This window comes from Nocardioides sp. IC4_145, assembly GCF_011250565.1.
GTDB lineage: Bacteria > Actinomycetota > Actinomycetes > Propionibacteriales > Nocardioidaceae > Nocardioides.
On the sequence record NZ_JAANMS010000038.1, the window covers coordinates 1 to 15,608 of the forward strand.

At 73.8% G+C, this 15,608-nt stretch carries 14 protein-coding genes, 2 tRNA genes and 1 pseudogene; 10 read left to right on the plus strand and 7 right to left on the minus strand.

Annotation, left to right across the window (positions count from 1 at the left end):
* Both G6553_RS15290 and G6553_RS15295 read right to left on the minus strand, forming a co-directional pair.
* A pseudogene (locus G6553_RS15290) lies at nucleotides 1-669 on the minus strand (hypothetical protein); the annotation flags it as partial.
* On the minus strand, nucleotides 666-1,085 hold the full coding sequence (locus tag G6553_RS15295) for a hypothetical protein (RefSeq protein ID WP_166194764.1): 420 nt from the start codon (nucleotides 1,083-1,085) through the stop codon (nucleotides 666-668). The gene G6553_RS15295 and the pseudogene G6553_RS15290, both read right to left, overlap by 4 nt.
* Before the next feature lie 264 nt (nucleotides 1,086-1,349).
* Here G6553_RS15295 and G6553_RS15300 point away from each other — a divergent pair, with 264 nt between their 5' ends.
* On the plus strand, nucleotides 1,350-1,979 hold the full coding sequence (locus G6553_RS15300) for a hypothetical protein (protein WP_166194766.1): 630 nt from the start codon (nucleotides 1,350-1,352) through the stop codon (nucleotides 1,977-1,979).
* A 24-nt stretch (nucleotides 1,980-2,003) separates the two neighbouring features.
* On the opposite strand, the gene G6553_RS15305 is transcribed toward G6553_RS15300, so the two are convergent.
* Complete coding sequence (locus tag G6553_RS15305) at nucleotides 2,004-3,206, minus strand: MFS transporter (protein WP_166194769.1); 1,203 nt, start codon at nucleotides 3,204-3,206, stop codon at nucleotides 2,004-2,006.
* Nucleotides 3,207-3,229: 23 nt separating this feature from the next.
* Between G6553_RS15305 and G6553_RS15310 the strand changes: the two genes are divergently transcribed.
* From G6553_RS15310 to G6553_RS15340, 7 genes are all read left to right on the plus strand, one after another.
* Nucleotides 3,230-3,802, plus strand: coding sequence for a TetR/AcrR family transcriptional regulator (locus G6553_RS15310; RefSeq protein ID WP_166194771.1), 573 nt, complete (start codon nucleotides 3,230-3,232; stop codon nucleotides 3,800-3,802).
* Between the two features lie 322 nt (nucleotides 3,803-4,124).
* Nucleotides 4,125-5,579, plus strand: coding sequence for a pyridoxal-phosphate dependent enzyme (locus G6553_RS20740; RefSeq protein ID WP_207619844.1), 1,455 nt, complete (start codon nucleotides 4,125-4,127; stop codon nucleotides 5,577-5,579).
* Nucleotides 5,570-5,646: transfer RNA gene (locus G6553_RS15320), tRNA-Arg, on the plus strand. The genes G6553_RS20740 and G6553_RS15320 overlap by 10 nt, the downstream gene beginning before the upstream one ends.
* A gap of 43 nt (nucleotides 5,647-5,689) precedes the next feature.
* On the plus strand, nucleotides 5,690-5,905 hold the full coding sequence (locus G6553_RS15325) for a hypothetical protein (RefSeq protein WP_166194774.1): 216 nt from the start codon (nucleotides 5,690-5,692) through the stop codon (nucleotides 5,903-5,905).
* Nucleotides 5,906-6,286: 381 nt separating this feature from the next.
* Nucleotides 6,287-6,649, plus strand: coding sequence for an STAS domain-containing protein (locus G6553_RS15330; protein WP_166194777.1), 363 nt, complete (start codon nucleotides 6,287-6,289; stop codon nucleotides 6,647-6,649).
* Nucleotides 6,646-10,494, plus strand: a complete 3,849-nt coding sequence (locus G6553_RS15335; RefSeq protein ID WP_166194780.1) for a SpoIIE family protein phosphatase — start codon at nucleotides 6,646-6,648, stop codon at nucleotides 10,492-10,494. Before G6553_RS15330 ends, G6553_RS15335 begins: the two co-directional genes overlap by 4 nt.
* A 125-nt stretch (nucleotides 10,495-10,619) precedes the next feature.
* Nucleotides 10,620-11,429 (plus strand): sigma-70 family RNA polymerase sigma factor, encoded by an 810-nt coding sequence (locus G6553_RS15340; RefSeq protein WP_166194783.1) that lies wholly within the window; start codon nucleotides 10,620-10,622, stop codon nucleotides 11,427-11,429.
* Here G6553_RS15340 and G6553_RS15345 read toward each other — a convergent pair.
* The 3 genes from G6553_RS15345 to G6553_RS15355 are packed head-to-tail and all read right to left on the minus strand — an operon-like array spanning nucleotide 11,368 to nucleotide 14,398.
* Nucleotides 11,368-12,612: a cytochrome P450 gene (locus G6553_RS15345; protein ID WP_166194786.1), complete on the minus strand. Its 1,245-nt coding sequence runs from the start codon at nucleotides 12,610-12,612 to the stop codon at nucleotides 11,368-11,370. The genes G6553_RS15340 and G6553_RS15345 overlap by 62 nt on opposite strands.
* A 28-nt stretch (nucleotides 12,613-12,640) precedes the next feature.
* Nucleotides 12,641-13,303, minus strand: a complete 663-nt coding sequence (locus G6553_RS15350; protein WP_166194789.1) for a response regulator transcription factor — start codon at nucleotides 13,301-13,303, stop codon at nucleotides 12,641-12,643.
* Between the two features lie 51 nt (nucleotides 13,304-13,354).
* On the minus strand, nucleotides 13,355-14,398 hold the full coding sequence (locus tag G6553_RS15355) for an adenosine deaminase (RefSeq protein ID WP_166194792.1): 1,044 nt from the start codon (nucleotides 14,396-14,398) through the stop codon (nucleotides 13,355-13,357).
* 116 nt (nucleotides 14,399-14,514) lie between these two features.
* On the opposite strand from G6553_RS15355, the gene orn reads away from it, so the two are divergent.
* Both orn and G6553_RS15365 read left to right on the plus strand, forming a co-directional pair.
* A complete protein-coding gene (gene orn, locus G6553_RS15360; protein ID WP_207619851.1) occupies nucleotides 14,515-15,117 on the plus strand; it encodes an oligoribonuclease in 603 nt (200 codons plus the stop codon).
* Nucleotides 15,118-15,160: 43 nt separating this feature from the next.
* Nucleotides 15,161-15,236 (plus strand) — tRNA-His (locus G6553_RS15365).
* 116 nt (nucleotides 15,237-15,352) lie between these two features.
* Here G6553_RS15365 and G6553_RS15370 read toward each other — a convergent pair.
* Nucleotides 15,353-15,526: a hypothetical protein gene (locus G6553_RS15370; protein ID WP_166194798.1), complete on the minus strand. Its 174-nt coding sequence runs from the start codon at nucleotides 15,524-15,526 to the stop codon at nucleotides 15,353-15,355.
* Nucleotides 15,527-15,608 lie beyond the last annotated feature (82 nt).

Sequence of the window (15,608 nt, forward strand, 5' to 3'; positions counted from 1 at the left end):
GGTCGGGGTCGGCGTCGGAGTCGGGGTGCCCGTCGGCGTGTCCCCCGGGTGCAGCTGCGGCAACGGCGTCGGCCGACGACCGCTGCTCGGCGGCGTACCGCCTCCGCCACCACCGGGCTGGTGCTCGATCGGCGGCTCGACCGGGTCGGGGATGCCGTGGATCTTCTTCATCACGCCGGTGGAGCCGGTGAAGGTCGTCTCCATGTGGGTGTTGGCGTCACGGGCGACCCGCTCGTTGTGCTCGTAGTCCGCCCAGAAGTTCGCGACCGCGGTGTCGTGGTCCTTCTGCGCCTGGACGTCCTGCTCGGTCGTCGACCCGGGGCTCCGCGACGGCGCGGTCGGCATCACCAGGTCGCGCAGCTGCGTCCTGGCCTTCTCGCCCTCGCGGATCGCCTCGGAAGCCGCCGTCAGCGCGTCCTCGGCGTCCTTGAGCTCCTGCTGCTTCCGCCGCAGCGCCTGGGCGGAGACGGTGAACGCGTCGGCGACCTCCGGGCCGGTGCGGCCCTCCATTGCTTCGCGCGCCCGAGGAGCCGCGTTGGCCTCGAGCCGGGTCGCGACCTGGTCGAGCGTGATCGCGGCGAGGCGCCAGGAGTTCTTGCGGGTCTCGACGTCCTCAGGGGCGGAGGCGTCGAGCGTCGCCTCCAGCCGCAGCTGCTGCGGTCCCTTCATCGGTCCTCACTCCCACTCGGCGCGACGCACTGAGGAGCGCTCGCGTTGTTCTGGTCGGCCATGGACCCGCCGATGCAGTCGGTGGCCACCTGGAGCGGCTGGACGTTCGCGGTGCTGACCTCCTCGTCGGTGACGAAGACGTCCTTGCGGTAGCTGTCGACGTTCTCGGCGTAGATCCGGAGACCGGCGAGCAGGTCCTCCAACGCCTCGAGGACCGTGTCGCGCGCGAGCGTCGTGTGGTGTCCGAGCTCCGTGGCTGCCGGCAGGTTGCCGAAGGACCCGGGAGCGATCGCCTCGACCGGCCTCGCCTTGATGTCCTCGATGGAGTCCTCGAGGATCTCGATGACCTGGTTGACCTTGATCGAGTCGACGGCCATCTCGATGAGGCCGGCGACGTCCAACCCGAGAATGCTCACCCGCATCTCCTTCTCTAGCAGCGCGCCCCGTCCGCGGCGGCCGATCCCTGCGACGGAGTGCTGCCTACCCGCTCCCGCGCCCGGCAAAACGCCCCGGTCGTCGTCCGTCCACGATCGTCGTCGCCCTCACCCTCCGCGGCGGACCGACCGGTGTCCAATCGGCGTCCAGGCCGAGCCGAGCCCCGCCACAGGCGCCGCGGCGACCGAGGCCGTGCTGGCTAGGGTGACCCCCGCCGCACGACCTCGCATCCCGGGAGACCCGCCATGCCGAACCGTCCTGCCCTCCGACGTGCCCTGCTGCCGACCACGGTGACGCTCGCGCTCCTCCTCGTCGGCTGCGGGTCCGAGGACGACGAGCCGACGACCGACCCCGGCACGTCGGCCACGAGTGGACCGTCCACCCCCTCCGCGCCGGGGTCCACGACGCCCTCGGAGGACCCGACCGCCTCCTCCACCTTCCCGGTCCCGGCGGCCGACGGCCCGAGGATCGAGTCCGACGCCTTCACCGCGCACCTGCCGCAGGGCTGGATGCACGACAAGGCCAACAGCAGCGACACGGTCGCCCTCGGCTACGAGCCCGGCATCGGCGCCGACGTGACCTTCGGCTACTACCCGACCGAGCCCGGCCTGTCGCTGGACGACTACGAGCGCGCGGCCCTCAAGACGTGGACGTACGACGACGGCAAGCCCGACATCCGGCCGCGGGTCGACGTCGACGGCGTGGAGATGTTCCACCACACGGGGAAGACCGGCAGCGACCGGACGGTGGAGGTGTTCGGGGTGCCGTACGCCGGCCTGGCCGTGGAGGTCGAGTTCCACCTCTCCCCCTCGATCCCCCGGCGGGAGCAGCGCAGGCTGATCGAGTCGACCCTCGCCAGCATCCAGTGGAAGTGAGCCCGGACCGGGGTGGCTGCACGGTCAGCGCGACCCGCTGACCGCCACGCGGTCCGACGGCTCCCGGACGACCACCGGCCGGCGACCCCAGCCGCACGCGGCCGCCGCGAGGGACGTCACCCCCGCAGCCACGAACGCGGCCCCGAGCCCGACCCCGTCCGCCACCGCTCCTGCCGCCGCCGACCCGGCCGCCTGACCGAGCACCAGGGCGACGAACACGGCCGAGGTGCCGGCGGCCGCACGACCCGGCGCCAGCTCACCGACCCAGGCGATGAGCGCGGAGGTCGCCGCGACGAACGCCCACCCGAACACCGCGCACGCGAGCACGGCCCCCGGCAGCCACCCGGGTGCGGCCAGCCCCGCGACCGCCACGGCCACCCCGACGGTCGTGAGCATCCAGGCCCGAGGCGCGGGCCGGGCGCTCAGCGGCCCGGCGGTCACCACCGTCGCCGCTCCCCCGAGCCCGAGTGCGATCCAGGCGAGCACCGACCCTGTGTCGCTCGCGCCGGCCCCGACCAGGTGGGAGCGGCCGTAGGTCCACACCGTCGCCGACGCCGCGCCCAGCAGGAGGGCCCCGGCGAGCGGGCGTCCGAGCGCGCCCAGCCACCGCCGGCCGCCCGGCGACGTACGAAGGCGGCCACGGTCGGCACCTGCCACGTCCGCGCCCGCTCGGTCGAGCAGCAGCACCCCGATCCCCGCGGCGGCGGTGAGTGCCGCGCTGATCGCGAAGCCGGCCCGCCAGTCCGGCACGGCCAGCGCGAGCACGCCGGCGCCGACGAGCCCGGGGCCGGTGCCGGAGTTGACGGTCGCCTGCGCCCGGTCGACCAGGTCCGGCCCGAAGGCGCGGGCGACGACACCCACCATCCCGGGAGACGCGAGACCCGCGCCGGCAGAGGCGAGCACCACCGCCGGGACGAGGAGGGCCACGCCGGGGGCCAGGGCGATGCCGAGCGCGCCGACCGACGCGGTGGCGAAGGCCCCCACGACCAGCAGGCGGGGGCGGTCGGCCGCGACGACGCCGACGACCGCGCCCAGGCAGTACGACGCCGACGCGCCGGACGAGACGTAGCCCGCGAGGGCGGAGCCCAGCGGCACCGAGGCCTGGATGTCAGGCAGGAACAAGCCGTAGGCCAGGCGCACGAGTCCGTAGGTCCCGGCGATCAGGCACGTGCCCATCACCACGAGCGCCGTTGCCCGCGGCGCACCGAACGAAAACGATCGTTTCACTTCGTCAGCCTAGACTCGGCCTGGTGAGCACCCGGGAGAGCACACGCGCGCGGCTCCTCGACGCCACCGACGAGGTCGTCTTCGCAGCAGGCGACGCCACGGCTCCGGTCGACCGGATCCTCGAGCGAGCGGGGGTCTCCCCCGCGACGCTCTACCGCGCCTACGGCAGCAAGGAGGCGCTCGTCGCCGCGGCGCTCGACCGTCGGCACGCCGAGTGGCTCGAGGTCTGGGACGCGGCCATCGAGCGTGCGCGCACCGACCGGGACCGCCTGCTCGCGGTGTTCGACGCGCTCGACGACTTCCGCGGCCGCGCGACCGGAGCACGGTGGTGTGCCTTCCTCGGCACCGCGGCGGCGTACGCCGACCCGCCGCCCGTCCTCGCCGCGGCCGTCGAGCAGGAGACGGCGTCGCTGCGCGCGCGCCTGCGACTGCTCGCCGAGCCGGTGGCCGGCCCGCGCACAAACGCGGTGGCCGACGCGCTCGCGCTGGTGTTCTCCGGCGACCTGGCGATGCGGCTGCGCGACGGCGCACCGCAGTCGGCCGGCACGGCGCGGACGGTGGCCGCCCTCGTGGTCGACGCCCCCGACCGCCCCTGACCGCACCGGACGTGCCGCCCGTCCCCATGCGGCATGCTCCGGGGCGGATCGACGTCGGACGTCGAGGCTCTCGGTCCCCCGCCCCCTGGGGATTGGAGATACAGCCCTGCCCTGCGGCTCGGCGCCTTCGCCGACAGCGCGGTAGATCTCCCCGGCTGCAGCACACCGGCCTCGTCCTGGTCAGCTGCACCGACCGCGTCGTCTACCCCAGCGGCCACTTCCACTACACCAGGTACGTCGTCGTGGTGGCTCGGTCGGCTCAGCGACAGGAGACGCTGCCGAGGGCCGGCCGGAGCGGGAGGTGCTGATTAGAGTCCGGCACATGATCGGTCAACCCGCTCGACTTCCGCTGGCAACGTTCCCGACGCCGGTCGAACGAGCGCCGCGCCTCGCCGAGGCCATCGGCCTGGGAGCTGACGACCTGTGGCTGAAGCGCGACGACCTGATGGGCCTGGGCGGCGGCGGCAACAAGCTCCGGAAGCTGGAGTACTTCGCTGCCCGGGCCCAGCAGGAGGGTGCCGACGTGCTCGTCACCACCGGAGGGCCACAGAGCAATCACGCCCGACTGACCGCAGCCGTGGCCGCTCGTATCGGTATGCGCGCGGTGCTCGTGCTCGGCGGCACGCGACCACCGCAGACGGCGGGCAACCTGATCCTCGATCACCTCGTCGGCGCGGACCTCGAGTGGGCCGGTGCGTTGCCACCGCACGAGCTGGCGGCCGTCGCGAAGACGGTCGTCGAGCGCTTGCACCGCGACGGGATGCGACCCTTCCTGGTGCCTTTCGGGGGTTCCGACAGCCTCGGCGCGCGCGGGTACTGCACGTGCGCGGCCGAGATCCTCGACCAGGTCCCCGACGTGCGCCACGTGGTGACCGCACTCGGGTCGGGAGGCACGATGGCCGGCCTGGTTGCCGTGCTCGGAGCCGACCGCGTGCTGGGAGTGGACGTGGGGGCACGCCCCGATGCAGCCGAGGCGGCCGCCGCCTACGCCTCGCCCCTGACCGGTGGCGACGTGATCGACCCGACCACGCTGCGCGTTCGCGACCAGTCCGGCGACGGCTACAAGCACTACACACCCGCCGCGCGGGACGCGCTCGAGCTGGTCGCACGCACCGAAGCCGTCATCCTCGACCCCACCTACACCGCACGCGCCATGGCAGGGCTCATCGCCGCCGTGCGCGAGGAGGAGATCGCCGCCCGGGCAGCCGGTCGTGTTCGTCCACACCGGCGGCCTTCCCGGACTGTTCGGTCATCCCGAGGCGTGACGAGGGGACATCGACCCGCGACCTCGTCCCTGCCTGCGCCCGGTGCACCGAGATACTCCTCGACGACTGTCGTGACGTTCCACGCCGACTCCGACCCGGCGCTGCAGCAGTCGATGCGCTCTCGCACCACCATCCAGCTCGATCGACTCCGCCTCGGCGAGCTGCTCGATGCGTCCCAGCTCTGCCGGTCCGATCAGGCTCACCGGGCACGACGGGGGTGCCTTCGTCGACGAGCTCGACGGTCTCGGTGGAGTCGATGTTCCACGCGCGATGCGTGGGGCGGAGACGTCGACCAGGGGGGACGTCGACGAACCCGGATCCAGGTCCGGTTCGGAGTCACCGCGGTGAAGTCCCTGTCCATCAGGTCGCCGGCGGGTTCAAGCAGGCGAAGCGACGGGCCGCTGGCAGGACCCCTAGACTGGCCCGCGGGTCGGTCTGGCATGTCGGACGCATCACATGGGTGTTTTCCCGGGGGTTCTTCCGACTGTAGATCCGATCCCCCGCCTCCGTAGCTCAGCTGGACAGAGCAGCGGCCTTCTAATCCGCCGGTCGCAGGTTCGAATCCTGCCGGGGGCGCCACCACCGCGTTTCGTCCCGACTCCGGCCGGGGGCGGTCGAGCGGATGTCGCTGGCGACGCTGGGCAGCAGCCAGGAGCAGACGTTGTACGGCGTGCCGCTGCTCCTCGGCGGCCTGGTCTGCGCGGTCGTCGCGCTGCGGCGGCGCCTGGCGGACCACCGCACCGCGGACGACCCGACCACCCACGGCTTCGGTCTCGTCCTCTTGGGCTGGGCGCTGACCGTGGTCGGGATGCTGCTGCCGTGGTACCTCGTCACCTGAGCCGGGGCCGAGCAGGGTCGACGTACCTCCGAGCCGCCTGCGGGCCGAGCACGGCGGACGATGCGTCCCGTGCGTGGGCTCGTGCACCGCCCCGGTACGTCGCGTTCGACCCCTCGCGGCGGGCGCTCGTGGCGGGCGCGAGGAGGACGTCCCGGCCACCGGAACCCTTCGACCGTAGGACGAGGCCCCCGGGTCGGTTCAAGCCGGCGACGCGCTGGTTGGCAGGATGGGGCGGCCAGCGACCTCACCCTTGTGGGCCCAAAGGTGCCGAAAAGCACCGGATCGCCTGCGGGGTGCCTGAGACTGTGCCCGCCACACCCAGCAGACCCAGCACGACCCCCAGCCGACGCCCGTTCCCCCTCTCGGAGACAGCGACCTGCCATGACGTCCGACGACGCCTCGAGCGAGGAGCAGCTGAGCCTGCGCGTCGAGCACCACGACGGGCACGCCGTCGTCGTCGGCCGGGGCGAGATCGACCTGGCGACGGTGGGCGGTTTCCGGCTGGTGCTCAACGAGCTCATGGTCGACGGCCACGTCCGCGTGGTGGTCGACCTGACCGAGGTGCCGTTCATCGACTCCTCGGCACTGGGCGCGCTCGTGGCCGCCCACCGGCGCGCCCGCGGCCTGGGCGGCTCGCTCGCGGTCGCGGGCATCCAGCCGCCGGTCGCACGCATCCTCGAGCTGACGGGCCTGGACCGGGTGCTCGCGTCGTACGCCACGGCCCGCGACGCGGTCGGCCGATGAGCGCCTCCCCTGCCGGGGCCTCGATGACGGAGGTCCTGCGGGCCTCCGGTCGGATCGGGCACGACCTCCTGGAGGTGGACTGGTCGCGCACGCCCGTGGGCGAGCCGGACACCTGGCCGCTGAGCCTGCGCAACGCGGTGCGGATCATGCTCAGCTCGAAGTTCTCGATGTGGATGGCGTGGGGCGAGGAGCTGACGTTCTTCTGCAACGACGCCTACCGCCGCGACACGCTGGGCACGAAGTACCCCTGGGCCCTGGCGCGTCCCGCCTCGGAGGTCTGGCGGGAGATCTGGCCCGACATCGGCCCGCGCATCGAGCGGGTGATGTCCACCGGCGAGGCGACGTGGGACGAGAAGCTGCTGCTCTTCCTCGAGCGCAGCGGCTACGTCGAGGAGACCTACCACACCTTCTCCTACAGCCCGCTCTCCGACGACGACGGCTCGATCGCGGGGATGTTGTGCGTGGTCACGGAGGACACCGAGGAGGTGGTCTCGACCCGCCGGATGACCACCCTGCGCGACCTCGGCATCCGGGTCGGCGCCGCGGGCAGCGAGGCCGCGGCGGTGGCCGCGGCCTGCGAGCACCTCGCGGGCAACTCCGCCTCGCTACCGTTCGTCGTGGTGTACCTCTTCGGCGAGGACGGGGCCGTCGCCCACCGCCGCGGCCTGACGGGCATCTCGCGGGAACACCCGGCCGCCCCGCCGGTGATCGAGGTGACGGCGCCGGACGCCGTGTGGCCGCTGCACAGCGCCTGGCGCGGCGAGGACGTCGTGGTGGGTGCGATCGACGAGCTGTTCCCCGACCTGCCGACGGGCGCCTGGTCCGAGCCGCCCACCCGCGCCTACGTGACGGCGCTGATGCAGCCGGGACAGCTCACGCCGTACGGCGCGCTCGTCGTCGGCCTCAACCGGTACCGCCCGCTCGACGGCGGCTACCGCGACTTCCTGGAGCTGCTCGCGGCGCACCTGTCGGCGGCCATCGGGGACGCGCGGGCGATCGAGCACGAGAAGCAGCGCGCGGCCGAGCTCGCCCGGCTCGACCAGGTCAAGACCGACTTCTTCACCAACGTCAGCCACGAGCTGCGGACCCCCCTGACCCTCCTCCTCGGGCCGGCCGAGGACGCGCTCGAGGACACCGCCCAGCCGCTGCCGCCCGGGCAGCGCGCTCGGCTCGACGTCATCGCGCGCAACGGGCAGCGGATGCTGCAGCTGGTCAACACGCTCCTCGACTTCTCCCGCCTGGAGTCCGGGCGGGACGCCTCGGACTTCGTCGCGACCGACCTGTGCGCCTACACCGCGGAGCTGGTGGCGATGTTCGAGTCGGCCGCCGAGCGCGGCGGGCTGGACCTGACGCTGCACTGCGACGGCCCGCTCACGGCGTACGTCGACCGCGAGGCGTGGGCGAAGGTCGTGCTGAACCTCGTCTCCAACGCGCTGAAGTTCACCTTCGAGGGCGGCATCACCGTGCGGTTGGGCTCCGAGGACGGCCGGGCCGTGCTCAACGTGACCGACACCGGCAGCGGCATCCCGACCGCCGACCTGCCGCGCCTCTTCGAGCGCTTCCACCGGGTCCAGGGCACGCGATCGCGCACCCACGAGGGCACCGGGATCGGCCTGGCCCTGGTCCGCGAGCTGGTCGAGCTGCACGGCGGTCGCGTCGGCGCGACGAGCCGGACCCAGGGCCCCGCCCGCGGCACGACCTTCACCGTCACGCTCCCCCTCGGCTGGGCGCACCTGCCGGAGGACCGGGTCCGCCACGCCGCCGACGAGCCGCTGGACGCGAGCGCCGGCGAGCGGGCCCGGGCCTTCGTCGAGCAGAGCTTCCGCTGGCTCCCCGGCGCGGACGGCGCACCTGACGGACCCGCAGGCGGCTCCTCCGGCGGCACGACCGGCGAGGTCGAGGGGGCCCTCAGCTCCGGGGCGGCCGGCGCGGAGGACCGGCGCGGCCGGGTGCTCGTCGTGGACGACAACGAGGACATGCGCCGCTACATCCACGACCTGCTGGCGCCGGCGTACGAGGTCCGGATGGCCGTCGACGGGCTCGACGCCCTGGTGCAGATGGCCGAGGACGTGCCCGACCTGGTGCTGACCGACGTGATGATGCCCGAGCTGGACGGCTTCGGGCTGCTGCGGCGGATGCAGGCCGACCCGGCGCTCGCCTCGGTCCCCGTCATCATGCTGTCGGCGCGGGCGGGCGAGGAGGGCACGCTCGAGGGGCTCGAGGCCGGCGCGAACGACTACCTGGTCAAGCCGTTCTCGGCCCGCGAGCTGCTGGCCCGGGTGCGGGTCAACCTCGAGCTCGACCGGGCGCACCGCGTCCGGGTGGCCCTCGAGCGCAGCCGCGAGCTGCTCGACCAGGCCCAGCGGCTCGCACGCCTGGGCAGCTGGGAGGTCGACCTGGACCGCGACTCGATCACCGGCTCACGCACGTTCTTCGACATGCTCGGGCTCACCCGCGAGGACGCCGAGGAGCGCGGCGCCCGCGCGACCATCACCCAGCTCGTCCACCCCGAGGACCTCGCGCTGGTGCTCGACCGGCTGCGGGCGGCGACCGAGGGCCAGACGATCGTCTACGAGGTGCGGATCGTGACGCCGTCCGGCGAGGTCCGGCTCTTCCAGTCCTTCGGCGAGCCCGCCGTCGGCCCGGACGGCAGCCGGCTGGTGCGCGGCTCCTTCCAGGACATCACCGACCAGCGCGCGCTGCAGCAGCGGCTCGTCGCCGCGGAGGCCGAGCGCGAGGTCGTCGAGCGCGAGCGCCACATCGCCCGGGACCTCCAGGCCAGCCTGCTGCCGCGCACGGACCCCGACGTCGCGGGGCTCGAGGTGGCGACGTACTACCGCGCCGGGGTCGTCGGCACCCAGGTCGGCGGCGACTGGTACGACGTGATCGACCTCGGTGCCGGACGCACGGCGGTCGTCATCGGCGACGTCATGGGCCGGGGCGTCCGCGCGGCCGCGGTCATGGGCCAGCTGCGCGCGGCGACGCGGGCCTTCGCCAAGCTCGACCTCTCCCCCACCGACGTGCTCGAGCACCTGGACCCGCTCGTGCAGGACCTCGCGGGCGACCAGATCGTCACGTGCGTGTACGCCGTGTTCGACGCCTCCGACCACACCCTGACCTACGCCAACGCCGGGCACCTCCCACCGGTGCACGCGCACGCCGACGGCCGGTTGTCACTCCTGCGCGAGGTCGGGCCGCCGCTCGGCGCCGGTCACTACGGGCTCGCGCCGACGACGGTGCACCTCGGCCCGGCCGACGTCCTCCTGCTCTACACCGACGGCCTGGTCGAGCGGCGCGGCGAGGACCTCCAGCTGGGCCTCGAGCGGCTCAGCTCGGCCGTGGCGCCGCGGACGACGCTGCCGGCCTCCCGCCTGCTCGACGAGGTGGTCACCGCGCTGACCGGCTCGGGCGTCGACGACGACGTCGCGATGGTCGTGGCGCGCGCGCAGGCTGACCCCGTGGGCGGTGTCGCCCGGTTCGAGGTGGTCACCCTGGCCGGCGTCCGCGACGTGCGCCGGGCCGTGGCCGACCAGCTCGAGCGCTGGTCGGTGCCGGCCGACCGGGCCGCCGACGCCGTGCAGATCGTCGACGCCCTGCTGGCCAACGCGCTGGTGCACGCGGAGCCGCCGGCGACGGTGCAGCTGCGCCGGCTCGGCGAGGCCGTGCTGCTGGAGGTCCGCGACCCCGAGCTCGCGCGGCCGCGCCGCCGTCGTACGACCCCGGAGGACGAGTCCGGGCGCGGGCTCAGCCTCGTGACCGTGCTGGCCGACGACTGGGGCAGTCGGCCCACCGAGGACGGCAAGACCGTGTGGGCCCTGGTCGGGTGGGGCGCCGGCCGGCGCTGAGCGCCGCGTGGGCGACAACACACCCCAAGGGGTGGTGGTGGACCAGACCGGTTCCGGGCAACGTCGAGTGCGTGCCCGGACACGGGCCGCGGATCGCACCCCACTCGGAAGGAGGCGGACCGCCCATGCACACTTCCCACTCCGCTCTCGGCATCGACCACCGCACGGTGTCGCGCGAGGAACGCTCACGCCGCACCGCCGACCTGCTCGGTCGGGCGCAGGAGGCGACCGGCAGCGAGCGCGACGCGCTCCTCTCCGAGGTCGTGCTCCTCAACCAACGCGTCGCCGACGCCGTCGCGAACCGCTACCGCCGTCGCGGCATCCCGCTCGAGGACCTCCAGCAGGTCGCCTACGAGGGACTCGTCAAGGCGGTCCACCGGTTCGACCCGACCGTGCGCGACGACCTGCTGACCTACGCCGTCCCCACCATCCGCGGGGAGATCCAGCGGCACTTCCGCGACCAGGGGTGGATGGTCCGTCCGCCGCGGCGCGTCCAGGAGCTGCAGCGCGACCTGACCATGGCCACCGACCGGCTCGAGCAGGAGCTCGGCCGCGAGCCGACCGCCGAGGAGGTCGAGGCCGAGCTGGGCATCACGCCCGAGGAGCACCGCGAGGCGCTGCAGGGCCTGGGCTGCTTCCAGCCGACCTCCCTCGACCAGCCGGTCGGCAACGACGCCGGCACCAGCCTCGGCGAGGTGCTCCCCCAGGAGCCCGACGAGGGCGCCGCCGAGGCGCGCGCCGTCCTGGCGCCGGTCATGCGTGGGTTGTCCGAGCGGGACAAGCGCGTGCTCTACCTGCGCTTCTACGAGGACCAGACCCAGCGCGAGATCGGCGACGAGCTCGGCGTGAGCCAGGTCCAGGTCTCCCGCGTGCTTACGCGGATCCTGGAGTCGATGCGCGAGCAGATCGGCCCGGAGCACCCGCCGGCACCCTGATGACCAACCCGCCGCGCGGCGTCGTCGGCATCCGGGTCAGGTCGACCGCCGGGTCCGCCACCTCGTAGGGCACCCCCGCCAGCACCCGCAGCGTCGCCTCGAGCACCCGCAGGGTCAGCGACTCGCCCGGGCAGCGGTGGCCGGCCGGGTGGCCACCGCCCTGGGGCACCAGGTCGAACGCGCCGGGCGCGTGCTCGAGGAACCGCTCCGGACGGAACTCGTGCGGCGCCTCCCACCGGGCCGGGTCGTGGTCGATGCCCATGATGTCGAGGACGAGCCGGTCGCCCCGTCGCACGCGCACGCCGTCGATCGTGGCGGGCCGCGTGGCACGCGCCGCGAGCACCGGGGCGAAGGGCGTCGTCCGGCGTACCTCCTGGGCGAAGGCCATCCGGGCCAGCTCCTCCCCCGGGTCGGCGAGCCGCTCGCGCCACGCCGGCAGGTCGGCCAGCCGCAGGGCGGCGAAGGTGCCGAGCCACGACACCGCGATGGTCGGGCGCAGGATGTTGCCCAGCTCGACGCCGGCCGTGCGGTCGTCGGCGTCGATGCTCCGCACGAGCCGCGCTGCCGGGGCATCCGCTCCGGTGCCGGCGCGCCCGGCGCGCAGGTCGGCCGCCAGCCCGGTCGCGTACCGGTCCCACCACAACCGGGAGGCCCAGCCGCGAACGTAGGCCGGGCCGGCGAAGCCGAAGCCGTCGACCTGCTGCGAGAGCCGCCGCGCGACCGTGTCGGCGCGGTCGTCGTCGAGGTCGAGGCCGGCCCAGCCCAGGACCGCTCGGCCGTACGCCGACACGAGCGTCGGGTGGACCGAGACCTCGCGCCCGGGCCAGGTCGCGGCGGCCTCGTCGAGCTCCTGGGCGACGCGGCCCACCAGCGGGCCGAGCCCGTCGGCGGAGAGGACGTCGACCATCGCCCGCTTGCGGTCGCGGTGCGGTTCGCCGTCCATGCCGTGCAGCGCGCCGCGCCCGAAGAGCAGCCACGCCAGCGGCGGCGGGACGACGCCCTTCCGCTCCGCGGCGGACTCGTCGTAGAAGAACCGGACCCCCGGCTCGCTGCGCACCACGACCGCCCGGTGGCCGACCAGCCGGGTGGCGTGGGTGCCGGCGTCGGGCGGTACGCCGTGCGCGGCGCGGTCGGCGGCGACGGCGTCGTACCCGTGACGGAGGAGGCGCAGGCTGAGGTCCATGCGCGCCCGGTGTCCCGTCGGGCGGCGGTCAGTCCACCGACGCGACCCGGCGGACCTTGTCGGGCGCGAACCCGTGGCTCATCCCCCAGCCGACGGCCTGGGCGCGGCGGGTCACCCCCACCTTGCGATAGGCGGTGCGGATGTAGGTCTTGATCGAGTTGATCGACAGGTAGGTGCGCTCGGCGATCTCCTGGTTGGACAGGCCCTGGGTGATGAGCGCGAGGATCTCCGACTCCCGAGGGCTGAGGCCCTGCTCCTTGCCCGGCCAGGCGCCGTCGGTCAGCAGGTCCGGTGCTCCCTCGGCGTGGCCGTCGGGCCGCACGACGTCCCCGTCGCGGACCTTCTCCAGCGCGGCGACGATCTCCTCCGCCCCCACCGCCTTGTGCAGGTAGCCCGCGGCCCCCCGCCGCAGCGTGCGGTCGACGACGTCGGGATCGGTGTTCCAGCTGTAGACGACGACCTTGGCGCCGGTGTCCTGGCGGTCGAGGAGCCCGTCGAGGTCGACGTGCTCCGCCTCGCCCTGCGCGAAGGTGTCGAAGAGGACGACGTCGACCTCGCTGGCGACCGGCAGCCCGCTGTCCATCTCGACGACCTCGACCTGCTCGCCGAAGGGCGCGAGCATCGCGGCGAGACCGGCGACGACCAGCTCGTAGTCGTTCGCCACCGCGACTCGGATCGGCTGCACGGACATGCTGGCCAGCATAGGACCGTCCGGGCCCGCGGGCGCCTGGTTGCGGTTAGGTCATCGCGGCCGGGTGCCGTCGGCGACGTACGCGTCGATCTCGCCGAGGACCCGCGTCTTGACGGCGTCCTCGGCGAAGGAGGCGCGGACGGCCGTGCGCGCGAGGTCGGCGACCCCGTCGGTGTCGAGGTCGAGCAGCTCGGCAGCGACCTCGTACTCCCGGTTGAGCGTCGTGCCGAACATCGGCGGGTCGTCGGACGCGACCGTCACCGTCACCCCGGCGTCGCGGAACGCGGTGATCGGGTGCTCGGAGAGGTCGGCGACGGCCCGCGTGGCGATGTTGGAGGAGGGGCACACCTCGAGCGGTACGCCGGTCTCGGCGAGGTGGGCGAGCAGGGCGGGGTCCTGCGCCGCGGACGTCCCGTGACCGATCCGCTCGGCACCGAGGAGACGCAGCGCGTCCCAGACGGTCTCCGGGCCGGTGGTCTCCCCCGCGTGCGGCACGGAGTGGAGGCCCGCCGCGCGGGCGGCGTCGAAGTGCGGCTGGAACTGCGGGCGCGGCACGCCGACCTCCGGACCCCCCAGGCCGAAGCCGACCAGGCCGTCGGGGGCGTGGTCCAGCGCGAAACCGAGCGTGGCGTCCGCGCTGGGCAGCCCGGCCTCGCCGGGGATGTCGTAGATCCAGCGCAGGACCAGCCCGAAGTCGCGCTCGGCCGCCACGCGGGCGTCCTCGATCGCCTCGGTGTAGGCCTCGATCGCCATGCCGGGCTCGGGGTCGTGGGGCCGCACCGAGGTGTACGGCGTGCACGTGAGCTCGGCGTACCGCAACGACTGCCCCTCGGCCATCTCCCGGGCGACCTCGTAGGTCAGGTAGCGGATGTCCTCGGGCGTGCGCACCAGGTCGACGACGGCCAGGTAGACCTCGATGAAGTGCGCGAAGTCGCGGAACTCGTAGAAGCGGCGCAGCTCGTCGAGGTCGCTGGGCACCCTGCCGGGGTGGCGGGCGGCGAGCTCGGCCACCATCCGCGGCGACGCGGAGCCGACGTGGTGGACGTGCAGCTCCGCCTTGGGCAGGTCGGCGACGAACTCAGGGGTGACGCGCATCCCCGCATCCTCCGCCGGGCCGGAGCGGGGGGCCAAGTCGCCGGCGGCGCCGTCGTCGGTGGCTGCCCGTAGGGTGGCCCCTCGTGAACGACCGACTCGTCTGGATCGACTGCGAGATGACCGGCCTCGACCTGCGCGCGGACGCGCTGATCGAGGTGGCGGCGCTCGTCACCGACTTCGAGCTCAACGTGCTCGGCGAGGGCGTCGACATCGTGATCCGCCCGCCCGACGAGGCGCTGGAGCAGATGGGCGACTTCGTGCGCAGCATGCACGAGAGCTCCGGGCTGCTCGCGGAGCTGGAGAAGGGCGTCACGCTCGCCGAGGCCGAGGAGCGCACGCTGGCCTACCTGCGCGAGCACTGCCCGAGCGGCAGCCGACCGCCGCTCGCGGGCAACACCGTGGGCACCGATCGCGCGTTCATCTCGCGCGACATGAGCGAGCTCGAGGGTTTCCTGCACTACCGGATCGTCGACGTGAGCTCGATCAAGGAGCTCTCGCGCCGGTGGTACCCCCGCGCCTACCACCAGGCGCCCGCCAAGCGCGGCAACCACCGCGCGCTCGCCGACATCCGCGAGAGCATCGAGGAGCTGCGCTACTACCGCGAGGCGGTCTTCGTCCCGCAGCCCGGCCCGGACTCCGACACCGCACGCACGATCGCCGCCAAGCACGCGGGCGCCCTCGCCGGCCTCGCCGACCCGGATTCCGCGGCGGGCGCCTGAGTCCCGTATGCTTCTCGCGGCCTCCGAGCTCTCGGAGGACATGGTGGGTATAGCTCAGCTGGTAGAGCGCTGCGTTGTGGTCGCAGATGTCGCGGGTTCAAGTCCCGTTACTCACCCCAGTGCCGCAAGGCATGGTGCGAGCCCCTGACCTGCACGAACCGGTCAGGGGCTCGCTGCATCCCCGGGACTGCACCTCCGCTGCTGGAGCGGCGAGCGCCGGGAGAGCGACTGCCGCTCAGGTGTTGTAGCGGGTCCAGGTCAGCAGGGCCACGATGATCGCCACCACCACGACGAGGCCGACGACGGCGATGATCGCGGGAGCGCGACGGCGGGGTTCGCCGCCCAGCGGGTGGTTGGTGGAGGGCAGGCGGCCGGACTCGGGACGGTGGTCGGGGTGCTCGTTCGACATGCACCCCCGGTGCCCGTCGCGCGGGTGGCCAGCCGTCGGTCCGGGCTGCTGCGTGCTCGAGGCGAACCGCGCTGGAACGCCT

Coding starts and splice junctions, on each gene's coding strand:
- G6553_RS15330 (WP_166194777.1), top strand. CDS start 6,287: ATGACGTCCGACGACGCCTCGAGCGAGGAGCAGCTGAGCCTGCGCGTC.
- G6553_RS15355 (WP_166194792.1), bottom strand. CDS start 14,398: ATGCGCGTCACCCCTGAGTTCGTCGCCGACCTGCCCAAGGCGGAGCTG.
- G6553_RS15340 (WP_166194783.1), top strand. CDS start 10,620: ATGCACACTTCCCACTCCGCTCTCGGCATCGACCACCGCACGGTGTCG.
- orn (WP_207619851.1), top strand. CDS start 14,515: ATGACCGGCCTCGACCTGCGCGCGGACGCGCTGATCGAGGTGGCGGCG.
- G6553_RS15335 (WP_166194780.1), top strand. CDS start 6,646: ATGAGCGCCTCCCCTGCCGGGGCCTCGATGACGGAGGTCCTGCGGGCC.
- G6553_RS15350 (WP_166194789.1), bottom strand. CDS start 13,303: ATGTCCGTGCAGCCGATCCGAGTCGCGGTGGCGAACGACTACGAGCTG.
- G6553_RS15345 (WP_166194786.1), bottom strand. CDS start 12,612: ATGGACCTCAGCCTGCGCCTCCTCCGTCACGGGTACGACGCCGTCGCC.
- G6553_RS15325 (WP_166194774.1), top strand. CDS start 5,690: ATGTCGCTGGCGACGCTGGGCAGCAGCCAGGAGCAGACGTTGTACGGC.
- G6553_RS15370 (WP_166194798.1), bottom strand. CDS start 15,526: ATGTCGAACGAGCACCCCGACCACCGTCCCGAGTCCGGCCGCCTGCCC.
- G6553_RS15300 (WP_166194766.1), top strand. CDS start 1,350: ATGCCGAACCGTCCTGCCCTCCGACGTGCCCTGCTGCCGACCACGGTG.
- G6553_RS20740 (WP_207619844.1), top strand. CDS start 4,125: ATGATCGGTCAACCCGCTCGACTTCCGCTGGCAACGTTCCCGACGCCG.